Source organism: Shewanella chilikensis (assembly GCF_002836945.1).
Classification (GTDB): domain Bacteria; phylum Pseudomonadota; class Gammaproteobacteria; order Enterobacterales; family Shewanellaceae; genus Shewanella; species Shewanella chilikensis.
The window spans coordinates 1-11142 of sequence record NZ_NIJM01000081.1 but is presented as its reverse complement, the minus strand read 5'-3'; the positions used below and the strand labels follow the sequence as shown (position 1 = coordinate 11142).

At 52.6% G+C, this 11142-nt stretch carries 9 protein-coding genes and 1 tRNA gene; 3 read left to right on the top strand and 7 right to left on the bottom strand.

Translation table 11 applies throughout. The annotated features are described in order from the left end of the window. Window positions 1-77 precede the first annotated feature (77 nt). Window positions 78-959, bottom strand: a complete 882-nt coding sequence (locus tag CX651_RS19130; RefSeq protein ID WP_101057652.1) for a LysR family transcriptional regulator — start codon at window positions 957-959, stop codon at window positions 78-80. A gap of 148 nt (window positions 960-1107) precedes the next feature. Between CX651_RS19130 and CX651_RS19125 the strand changes: the two genes are divergently transcribed. Further along, complete coding sequence (locus CX651_RS19125) at window positions 1108-2370, top strand: MFS transporter (RefSeq protein ID WP_226564212.1); 1263 nt, start codon at window positions 1108-1110, stop codon at window positions 2368-2370. On the opposite strand, the gene CX651_RS19120 is transcribed toward CX651_RS19125, so the two are convergent. The 6 genes from CX651_RS19120 to CX651_RS19095 form a co-directional block, all read right to left on the bottom strand. Next, a complete protein-coding gene (locus CX651_RS19120; RefSeq protein WP_101057649.1) occupies window positions 2349-3716 on the bottom strand; it encodes a sigma-54-dependent transcriptional regulator in 1368 nt (455 codons plus the stop codon). The genes CX651_RS19125 and CX651_RS19120 overlap by 22 nt on opposite strands. After that, window positions 3713-5509 carry a sensor histidine kinase gene (locus CX651_RS19115; RefSeq protein WP_101057647.1) on the bottom strand — a complete coding sequence of 599 codons (1797 nt, stop codon included), beginning with the start codon at window positions 5507-5509 and terminating at the stop codon, window positions 3713-3715. The genes CX651_RS19120 and CX651_RS19115 overlap by 4 nt, the downstream gene beginning before the upstream one ends. Before the next feature lie 88 nt (window positions 5510-5597). Further along, entirely contained in the window at window positions 5598-6995 is a 1398-nt protein-coding gene (locus tag CX651_RS19110; RefSeq protein WP_101057644.1) for a TRAP transporter large permease, read from the bottom strand. An 8-nt stretch (window positions 6996-7003) separates the two neighbouring features. Continuing rightward, window positions 7004-7642: a TRAP transporter small permease gene (locus CX651_RS19105; RefSeq protein ID WP_025012078.1), complete on the bottom strand. Its 639-nt coding sequence runs from the start codon at window positions 7640-7642 to the stop codon at window positions 7004-7006. A gap of 45 nt (window positions 7643-7687) precedes the next feature. Then, window positions 7688-8707, bottom strand: coding sequence for a TRAP transporter substrate-binding protein (locus tag CX651_RS19100; RefSeq protein ID WP_101057642.1), 1020 nt, complete (start codon window positions 8705-8707; stop codon window positions 7688-7690). A 261-nt stretch (window positions 8708-8968) separates the two neighbouring features. Beyond that, the gene (locus tag CX651_RS19095; protein WP_101057640.1) at window positions 8969-9196 is read right to left on the bottom strand and encodes a hypothetical protein; all 228 of its coding nucleotides are present in this window, start codon (window positions 9194-9196) and stop codon (window positions 8969-8971) included. 256 nt (window positions 9197-9452) lie between these two features. Here CX651_RS19095 and gltX point away from each other — a divergent pair, with 256 nt between their 5' ends. Both gltX and CX651_RS19085 read left to right on the top strand, forming a co-directional pair. After that, a complete protein-coding gene (gltX, locus tag CX651_RS19090) occupies window positions 9453-10862 on the top strand; it encodes a glutamate--tRNA ligase (RefSeq protein WP_101057638.1) in 1410 nt (469 codons plus the stop codon). A 106-nt stretch (window positions 10863-10968) separates the two neighbouring features. Then, window positions 10969-11044 (top strand) — tRNA-Ala (locus CX651_RS19085). The last annotated feature ends 98 nt before the right edge of the window (window positions 11045-11142 follow it).

Below are 11142 nucleotides of genomic sequence, written 5' to 3'. Positions count from 1 at the left end.
AATTACGCAAGGCAGCCTAATTTAGCGAGTGGTGCACTTCGGAGTTGAATTCGCGAAGAGACTTGCGATGAGATTTTTTACTTATTGGTCAGCAAAAACTCCACAAAGGCTCGGTCGGCCTGGCTCACCGGGCGCTGTTTCTTCCAGGCAATATGCAGGTCGAGATACACTGGCGGTGCGAAGGGCAGGGCGATGATGTCATCTCTTTCATTGACCACCATTTCCAACACGCTGGTGACGGCAAATCCTTGACTTACAATCTGTTTTATCAGGTTTATCAGGTTGGTTTCAAAGGCGATCCTAGGCTCGAGTTGCAGCTCTCTGGCTCGGCTCAGCATCCATTCACGATGAAAATAACCGGGTTTGAACATCACTAACTCATGGGCGAAAAACTGCTCCAGCGTTACGGCCTCGTTTGTGGCCAAGGGGTGTTCAGGGCTTGAAGCTACCACCATCTGCTCTCTAATTAACAGACAGGACTCGAACTCAGGCTTGAGATCCTGGGCCGTGATAATCGCTATATCCACCTCTTCCTGCTCCAGCATCCTCAGGGCATCGCGGGTGCCTCCCTCAAACAGCGACAGCTTCAAATCCGGATACTGATGGCGAAAAGCCATCACCCGTGACGGCAGGTAGAAAGAGCCCAACATACCGGGCACGGCAATTCGCACTTCGCCCTTGGCCAGCTCGGCCATGGCCCGGATATGGGCTTCTGCCTGACTCAGCTGTTTGAGGATCAATACCGCATGTTGATGCAGCGCCAGCCCTTCGGCAGTGAGGCGAATGCCGTTTTCCTGGCGACTGCCACTACGGTCGACCAGAGTGACGCCGAGAGATTGTTCCAGCCGCTTGATACTCTGACTGAGGGCGGGTTGGGCCAAATTCAGCTTCTCTGCTGCTCGGGTGAAACTGCCGTACTTAACCAGGTTATCCAGGTGTTTTAGTTGTCTGATGTCCACGTCTCGCCTTACTCTTGCGGATAATCTTGAGGAAGTTTTTCAAGCATAACAAAAATTGATGAAATCGATATTATTTATCTATTATTGTTATGCATTGCCCGGTGCTAACCTTGTTGTGGTGAATCCTTTGCTAATTTAAGAGGTCAGAGTGACTAAGGTCGAAGCCGTTGGCCGACATGCGCGTGATACCCGTTTGATTTGGGCACTGTGCGTGGCCTCAGTGGTGGTTTATATCAATCTGTATTTGATGCAGGGGATGCTGCCCTTGATTGCCGAGCATTTTCAGGTAACGGCGGCCAAGTCAACTCTGGTACTGTCTGTCACCAGCTTTACGCTGGCGTTTTCCTTGCTTGGCTATGCCATAGTTTCGGACAGAATTGGCCGTCACAAGCCGATTATTATCAGCCTCTGGGCTCTGGCGCTGTCCAATATCTTGTTGGTATTTGTTAAAGACTTCAATGCGTTGGTGGCTGTGAGGTTGCTTCAGGGGATATTGCTGGCGGCTGTGCCGGCCATCGCCATGGCTTATTTCAAGGAGCAGCTCAGACCTGAGACCATGCTCAAGGCCGCGGCGGTTTACATTACCGCCAACAGTTTCGGTGGCATTATCGGTCGGCTGTTTGGTGGGCTGATGTCGCAACATCTATTGTGGCAGGATGCCATGTGGCTGCTGCTGGCGGTGAGTCTGTTTGGGGTGGCGCTGGTCAGTTATTTGCTGCCCAATGCCGTCAGCGCCGCCAAGCGAGAACGGCTGCCGAAACAGTGGCGTTTCTGGCGCGGTGGCAGTGAAGACTTACGGGGTTTTGTGCATCACCTCAAGGATGGTCAGATGCGACTGGCTTACCTTATCGGTGGGCTGGCATTTATGATGATGGTCAACCAGTACAGCTTTATTCAGTTGCACTTGATGGCACCGCCTTATGATTGGAGCCGGTTTGAGGCGACACTGATCTTCCTCTGCTATTCGAGCGGCACACTGGCATCGTATTACACCGCCAGGTGGATTGCCCGCCATGGACAGTTGCCTTTGTTCAGAATTTCCTTGTTGCTGATGTTGTGCGGCAGTCTGCTGACTCTGCTGGATACCCAGGTGTGGATCTGCGTAGGCTTTTTGCTTACCTCCTGCGGTTTTTTTATTACCCACAGTTGCTGTAACTCCTTTGTGGCCATGCGTGCCAGCAGCCACAGGGCCAAGGCAACTTCATTGTATCTGTGCTGCTATTACCTTGGCGCCGCAATGGGAGGCCCTTTTTTGATGCTGTTCTGGCAGCGGGGCGAGTGGCAGGGTGTGGTGATGGGATCCATGGTTTTGCTGTTTTTGACTTCGCTGGCGGTTTGGCGCCTTGGCTGGCGGCAAAAACAGCCGCTCAGCCAGGAGATGGATACGCCTCAGGGGGCATCGTTGAGGTAGTCTTTACGCTCAAGACCGTATTTGCGCATCTTGTCGTAGAGGGTCTTGCGCGGTAGCTCCAGCTGTTCCATGGTCAGCTTGATGGAGCCCTTGTTGTGCGCCAGGGCTTCTTCAATCAGCAGTCTTTCGAAAAACTCCACCCTTTGAGTCAGTGACATGCCGCTTTGCAGGCTGTCACTGCTGCCCATGGCGCCGGCAAAGGCTGCCTCGGCGCCAAGCAGAACATAACGTTCCGCCAGATTTCTCAATTCGCGCACATTGCCGGGCCATTCATGGGTACTGAGACGGGCCTGCTGCTCACCGCCAAGGGCAATCAGCGCCTTGTGGTAGCGGGCCGAAGCGATACGGGCAAAGTGCAGAAACAGCAAGGGAATATCTTCCCGTCGCTCCCTCAGCGGCGGAATGGCCACAGTCACCAGATTGAGACGATAGAAGAGATCTTCGCGAAAGCTGCCCTGGCGGCACAGTTCTTTGAGGTCGACCTTGGTCGCGGCAATCACCCTGATATCCAGCGCTATGGATTTATTGGAGCCCAGACGCTCGACTCTCCTGTCTTCCAGTACACGCAGTAGCTTGACCTGCAATGCCATAGGTGTGCTTTCAATTTCATCGAGGAACAGGGTACCGCCGTTGGCGTACTCAAATTTGCCAATCCGGGTCTTGTCGGCGCCGGTAAAGGCTCCTGCTTCTGCACCAAACAGCTCACTCTCTATGATGTTTTCCGGGATAGCACCACAATTGATGGCGACAAAGTTGGCGCCGTGTCTGGGGCTGTGATCGTGCAGGTAACGGGCAACCAACTCTTTGCCAGTGCCGGTTTCACCCTCAATCAGGATATCGGCCGGAGTATCCAGCACCTGGTGGATGAGATGGCGCATCTGACGGATACCCGGACTGTTGCCGAGGATCCTGGGGCCTGGCAGGCTCTGGGATTCCAGCTCCTGCTTGAGCTTGCGGTTCTCCAGCGTCAGGCTGCGCTTGTCCAGTGCCCGCTTGACGACGTCCAGTATATGTTCGTTGTTGAAGGGTTTTTCCAGAAAGTCATAGGCGCCCTGTTTAACGGCGCTGACCGCCATGGCAATATCGCCAAAGCCGGTGATCAGTATCACCGGCAGATCGGCATCCAGCTGTTTGATTTGCTGCATGACACTGATGCCATCCATGCCTGGCATGTTGACATCGGTAATGACCACTCCCATCCAGTCGCGGCTGAGGTGGCGCAAGATCTCTTTCGCTTGGGTCGATGCCTTGGCACTGATGCCTTCGAGTTCAAATAATTGGCTCAGCACTGTGCCTATATGGGGTTCGTCGTCCAGGATCAGGACTGTGTATTCTTGTTCGCTCATTGGGTTTCCTCGCCGCGGTACAGAGGCAACAGGATCTGAAATATAGCGCCACCTTCGGCGGCGTTGGTGACGCTGATGGAGCCCTGCATGGACTCGACAATTCGGCGGGAGATGGAGAGTCCCAGACCCAATCCCTGTCGTTGGCTGGTGGTAAAATAGGGTTCGAAAATTTTCTCCATCTGGCTTTCGTTGACGCCTGGGCCGGAATCCTGAATACGGATACACAGCATCTCTTCTACGCTGATGCTGATGGTCAACAAACGCTCATCGACTCGTTGCATGGCGACTATGGCGTTGCTGATAAGGTTCACCAGTACCTGTTGCAGGCGTATTTTATCGCCGTAGAAGCACCAGGGCTTACCCGGGAGCTGCAGTTCGAGCCGGATCCCCTGCTTGTCGATTTCCGGATGCACTATGGTCAGCGCCTCCTGCACGGTTTCATTGATACTGGTGGGCTTGTCCTGGCCTTGACTCTTACGGGTGAAGCTCTTGAACTGGGCAACTATTTCCGCCAAGCGGTCGGTTAGGCTGATGATGGTGACCAGATTTTCCTGTGCCTTGTCATGCATGCCCCGACCAAGAAAGGTTTGAGTGTTTTGGGCATAACTGCGCAGCGCCGCCAATGGTTGATTGATTTCATGGTTGATGCTGGCAGACAGACTGCCGATGACAGTCAGCTTGGCGGCCTGGATCAATTCATCCTGGGTTTGTTTCAGTTGGGTGTTGGCATCTTCCAACTCCCGGGTACGTTCTTTGACCCTATGTTCCAGCTGGCTCTGGGCCTGGCGCATGCGTCTTAGGTTACGGCGCCGCTCGAGACTGAACAGCAGCCCCAATGCCAGCAACAGAAAGATACTGGCGGACAGCAGCATCACAGGGGGCAGTGAACGATACAAAGGTGCCACAGGTGTCAGCACATGTACATACCAGCCTACCTTGGTCATTTCATTGCGGGTATCCAGATATTGGGCCCGCCCCTGATCGTTTTCTATCCGATACAGTGCCCTGTGGGGGAGAGTTTCCTGCCGGTAGGGCGGATCTATCCTGAGTTCCTGCAGCTTACGGTCGGCATAACGGCGGCTAAGGGTTATCTGTTGCAACCTTTCCGCAGCCAGGGGGTGCAGTGACCTCAGGCGCCAATTGGCAATACTGGCCAGAAAGATGACTTCATCCTCACCGCTGATGGCCAGTTCATACTGGCCCGCCTTGGCCAGCCCCGTCATCTGCTCTTCAATATCGGCAATATCGACCTTGACTACTATGACACCGAGTACTTTACCCTGATCGTAAATCGGGTAGGAGAAATAAAACCCCCTGGTGTTGGACGAGGTGCCGACGGCGTAATAGCTGCCCAGCCTGCCGGCTATGGCTTCTGTGTAGTAGGGGCGAAAGGCATAATTCTGACCGATAAACGAATAGGCTTGCTGCCAGTTACTGGCGGCAATAGCATCCCCTTGGCTATTGAGCAGATAGATATCTGAGGCTTCGGTGACATGCTGTATCTCTTCAAAGTACTTGTTGATTTTGCTGATTTCGCGCTTGTCTGCGCTACTCTTGATTACCCGGGCAAGCATGGGGTTGGTGGACAGCACATGGGGAATACTCTCATAGCGAATGAGTGCGCCTTCAATAAAGCCTATGACTTCGCTGAGCTGTTTGTCAGCCAAGACTTGGTATTGGGTGAATCCTTTATCCAGATGGTACCAGTAGGTCAGTTTGAGGGTAATAAACAGACCCGTCACCAGCATGGTGGTGATAAGCAGGCGCTTTCGGGTCTTGTTGTTGAGCGGCATCTTATTGTCCCGGCGTCATTGCGGTGTAGTTCCGGCGTAAGAAATCGGCGAGTCTTAGACTCGCCGATAGCCCTGATGATTTCAAGGATTAAAAGCCCCGCAGTGAATCCAGATACTCAGGCAGGAACAGGGACACTTGAGGAACATAGGTGATCAGAATAAGGAACCCCAGTAACAGCAGCAGCCAAGGCAGGCACGCGTGGATTACCCAACCTATGCTCTTGCCTGTGATCCCCGAGGTCACAAACAGATTAAGCCCCACCGGCGGCGTCAGCATTCCTATCTCCATATTGACCACCATGATGATCCCAAGGTGAATTGGGTCGATCCCCAACTGGGTGGCGATGGGGAATAGGATGGGAGCCATGATGAGCAAAATGGCAGATGGCTCCATAAAGTTACCTGCGGCCAGCAACAACAGGTTGACTATGATGAGAAAGCCCCAGGCAAGCAGGCCCATGCCGACTATGTTTTCGGCAATCATGTGAGGGATCCGCTCTGTGGTCAATACATGGGCGAACAGCATGGCGTTGCCTATGATAAACAGCAGCATGATACTGACTTTGGCGCCATCCCTGACGACGGCGCGTATCTCTTTGTCGGCCGGCGTCTTGAGTAACCCCAGTAAGCTGTACCCCAGATTGCGGCCTATGGCTTTGACTTTAGGCTCACCAGGATTGCGCCAGGCGACATTTTTCAGAGGCCCGATATCGCGATAGCCGAAGACGGCAATGAAATAGGCATAGACGCAGGCGACTGCCGAGGCTTCCGTGGGGCTGGCGACCCCGCCGTAAATGGAGCCCAGCACTATGACAATCAACATCAGGCCACCCATGGCCTTGGCCGTTGAGATAGAGAGCTTGCGAATACCGGGGAAGGGTAGGGAGGGCAAGCCCTTGATACGGGCCACTATATAGATGGCCAGCATAATTAGTATTCCCGCCAGTAAGCCAGGGATCAGTCCAGCCATAAACATCCGCGCCGCCGATACCTCGGTAGCTGCCGAATAAACCAGCATCACAATCGATGGTGGGATCAGTATTCCCAGGGTGCCGGAGGTGGTAATAACCCCGGCGGCAAACTTTTGTGGATATCCGGCGCGGATCATGCCGACGATAACTATGGAGCCGATAGCTGCCACTGTGGCCGGAGAAGAGCCGGAGACGGCAGCAAACAACATACAGGCCATGACCGAGGCCATGGCCAAACCGCCGCGGATATGGCCGACGCTGTCCATGGCAAAGTCGATGATCCGCCTGGCGACGCCGCCGGTGGAGAGAAAGGCCGAGGACAGAATAAAGAAAGGGATCGCCAGCAAAGTATAGTGCTCTGAAGTGGACTCATAGAGTTTCAGGGCCACAGAGGCCAGCGAATCGTTGGAAAACAGTAAAATAGTCAGCATGCTGGAGAAACCCAGTGCAATGGCAATGGGCATGCCGAGCAGCATACAAACAAATAAGACGATAAAGAGGGTAGCTATTGTCATGGCGTTACCTACTCATGCTTGGAGTTGTTTTTGTCTTCGCCGGCTTCGTTTTCATCTGCCAGGTGCATGCTTTCCTTGGCTTCATCGTGGAAGCTGAATCCTTGTGAACGGTTGGTCAGAATGGCAAAAAACAGTTCAATGAAACGCCAGGTCAACATGGCAAAACCGATAATCAGAATGCTTTGGGAGATCCACAGCGGTACTGCCGGATCTTCCACATCTATGCGCAGGGTTTCCCAGGCAAAGTCGGGGTCCAGTTTGGCAACCAGGGCATGGGGGAAGTCGATATCTTCCATGGGTATCCCAATCTGATACATCTGGCTGAGGTAATCCCAGCTGCCTTTAAGGAACAGGCCGCAATAGATCAAACAGATGACAGCAGCCAGCATAGCGGCGTATTTGCGGCCTGTCCTGGGAAGCTTTTTGACGAAGGCATCGACACCTATATGGGCACCGACTTTAACGCCGTATGACATGCCAAAGAGGACAAACCAACCACAGAGGGTCAATGTCAGCTCCTGCATCCAGAGAAACCCTGTATTGAAAAAGAAGCGGGCAACGACTTCGACAAAGACAAGTACCGTCATCAGGGTGATCAATAAGTTGAGAAAGCCTTCCTCAAAGTAGCCCAAGGCGCGTGAAATCATATTGCTCTCCGCAGAAATTGCGGGGGCCGGAGCCCCCATACTGACTTACTGGTTGGCGGCCACGGCGGCATCTATCACGTCTTTGCCGATTTGGTCTTCAAATTTAGCCCATACCGGCTTCATTGCATCAACCCAGGCCTGGCGTTGCTCTGGGGTGAGCTCAACTACCAAGGAGCGTTTGGAGTCGATGATCAACTGGCGGTCCTGGTCATTCTTGTCACCGGCAATTTTGTTACCGTAGGCAATGGCCTCATCGAGCGCTTCTTTGATGATTTTCCGCTTATCGCCGGGCAGACTCTTCCAGAACGTGTTGGAAGTCACCACCATGTAGTCGAGCACACCATGGTTACTTTCGGTGATATGGCTCTGCACCTCGAAGAATTTTTTGGAGTAGATATTGGACCAGGTGTTTTCCTGACCATCTATGGCGCGGGTTTGCAGCAAGGTGAACACCTCGGAGAAGGGCTTTTTAACCGCAGTTGCATCGACGGCGGCAAACTGAGCCGCCAGCACGTCAGAGGCCATAACCCGGAATTTTTTGCCGCTGGCGTCCTTGGGCAACAGCAGCGGCTCATTGGCAGAGAACTGCTTCATACCATTGTGCAGATAACCGAGGCCAACAACGCCTTTTCGCTTCATGGAGTTCAGCAGCTTTTGCCCGGCTTCACTCTGTTGGAACTTGTCGACAGCGGCCATGTCTTTGAACAAAAACGGCAGATCGAACAGCTGCAGTTTTTTGGTGTAACGCTCGAACTTGGAAAGTGATGGCGCAACCAACTGCACATCGTTGAGCAGCAGCGCGGCCAGTTCATTGTTGTCTCCGAAGAGTTGTGAGTTGGGGAACACACTGACCTGATATTCACCCGGCAGGCGTTCTTCGACCAAGGCCTTGAATTTCAGTGCCATCTGGCCCTTGGGGGTGTTTTCTGCCACAACGTGGGAAAACTTGATCTCTACCGGTTCTGCCAGAACCGAGAAGCTCGCCAATGCGCCGGCCAAAGCCGTCACTTTGGCAAGGGTTTTCAGTAACCGGGTAAAGAGTTTGGATGGATTGAATGCACTCATGATGTGTCCTTTTTATATGCTCTTGAGTTATTGAAAAATACGTACCCCAAAGTGCGTATCTCCAGCGGGAATACAGCCGACTTTCCCTAAGGTCTGTATTGGTTAAGGCAAGTAGTGCGCCAACTTGATTACTTTTTTGTAACTCATTGGTTGCTAAAGTGTAGTTTATTTGGTGTTTGTCACACCTTTTTGCTGTTTGGGTGAGATCTTGCTCACGGTGCTGTCGACTTTGGGTGGAAAACCGCCTATTGCGACTTTGATTTACTTGGGGGGATCTATGCGCTTGAGGATGGCGTCACTGGGCAGTAGCTCTAGGTGCCCCTGCTCGTCAAAGTACCAGCCGGTGATAAAGCCTTTCTGACGCATAGTCACCAGGTTATGCATCACTTCTCTGGCTTCTTTTTGCGCTGTTTGCTCGTCATAGTCGTTGGTGTGCTTCAAATAGGCCGCAATGCTGGCGAGGGAAGCCGATTGACTGATTCCTGTCATAGCCTCTGTTCCACAAAAAAGATGCTTTCCTGAAGCGTAGTTGAAAATTTAGCCAGAGTGAAAGAAGCGATGGTATTGCAGCCCAGGATAATGATCTGGGCCTGCTTTGTTTATGTCATGTCAAGTCAGGACTGCAATATCTATCTTATGACTGTCGGCCAGAGCCCTTTTCCCCTGTAGGGTTAGGCTGCTAGAATATGCGCACTTTTCATTTGCCTGCCTGGCAGGCGTTTATTCTTAAGGTTAGTGTTCAATTATGACCACCAAGACGCGTTTTGCTCCCAGCCCTACCGGCTTTCTTCATGTGGGCGGTGCCCGTACTGCTCTATACTCCTGGCTGCACGCCCGTGCCAATAATGGCGAGTTTGTGCTGCGTATCGAAGATACGGATCTTGAGCGTTCTACTCAGGAGGCGGTTGATGCCATTCTGGAAGGGATGGAATGGTTGGGCCTGAATTGGGACGAAGGGCCTTACTATCAGACCAAACGCTTCGATCGTTACAATGAGATCATCGCTCAGATGCTGAAAGAGGGCACGGCTTACAAGTGTTATTGCTCTCGTGAGCGCATTGAAGCTCTGCGTGAAGAGCAGGCCGCCAAGGGCGAACGTCAGAAGTATGATGGCTGCTGCCGTGATGCCGCTCCCCGTGATACAGATGAACCATATGTAGTGCGTTTCAAAAACCCCAAGGAAGGCAGCGTGGTTTTTGATGATCATGTTCGCGGCCGGATTGAAATTGCCAACGAAGAACTGGATGACCTGATCATTGCCCGCAGTGACGGTACGCCTACCTATAACTTCTGTGTGGTGGTTGATGACTGGGATATGGGTATTACTTGCGTGGTTCGCGGTGAAGACCATATCAACAACACCCCAAGACAGATCAACATTCTCAAGGCCTTGGGTGCACCTGTTCCTGAGTATGCCCACGTATCCATGATCCTGGGTGACGATGGTGCCAAGCTTTCCAAGCGTCACGGCGCAGTGAGCGTAATGCAGTATCGTGATGACGGTTATTTGCCGGAAGCCTTGCTGAACTATCTGGTGCGTTTGGGCTGGTCCCATGGCGATCAGGAGATCTTCTCTCTGGAGGAGATGAAGCAGTTCTTCAAATTGGACGATATCAACAAGGCGGCTTCGGCATTCAATACCGAAAAGCTGATTTGGTTGAACCAGCACTATATGAAGTCGCTGGATCCAGAATATGTGGCCGGTTTCCTTGAATGGCACATGCGTGATCAGCAGATAGATACCAGTAATGGCCCGGCACTGGCTGAAATCGTTACTGCATTGGCAGAGCGCAGCAAGACACTCAAAGAGATGGCTGCTTCCAGCCGCTACTTCTATGAAGACTTCGAGGCGTTTGATGAAGCACAGGCCAAGAAGCACTTGCGTGGGGTCGCATTGGAACCCTTGCAACTGGTGCAGCAGAAGTTGGCAGCTCTGTCTGAGTGGACCGTGGAAGGGATTCACAATGCCATTGAGTCAACTGCGGCCGAACTGGAGGTAGGAATGGGTAAAGTCGGTATGCCTTTGCGGGTTGCCGTGACAGGTGCCGGCCAATCTCCTGCTGTGGATTTAACCTTATTTCTCATTGGGAAAGCTCGTTGCGAGCAAAGAATCTCCAAAGCGGTTGAATTTGTAGCAGCCAGAATAAATTCCTAAAAAAGGCGTTGACACATTTGGGTGTGCTGCATAGAATGCGCCTCGCAGTTGAGACACAGGGCAGCAAATTGCTGGCAGTACACTCAAATGTAATGAGAGATAGCTTGGGGCTATAGCTCAGCTGGGAGAGCGCTTGCATGGCATGCAAGAGGTCGACGGTTCGATCCCGTCTAGCTCCACCAACTTCTCTCAATAAGCTCTTTTTAAGCCGAGTTTAAATGCTTAAGTCCGGGGTCCCCTTCGTCTAGAGGCCTAGGACACCGCCCTTTCACGGCGGTAA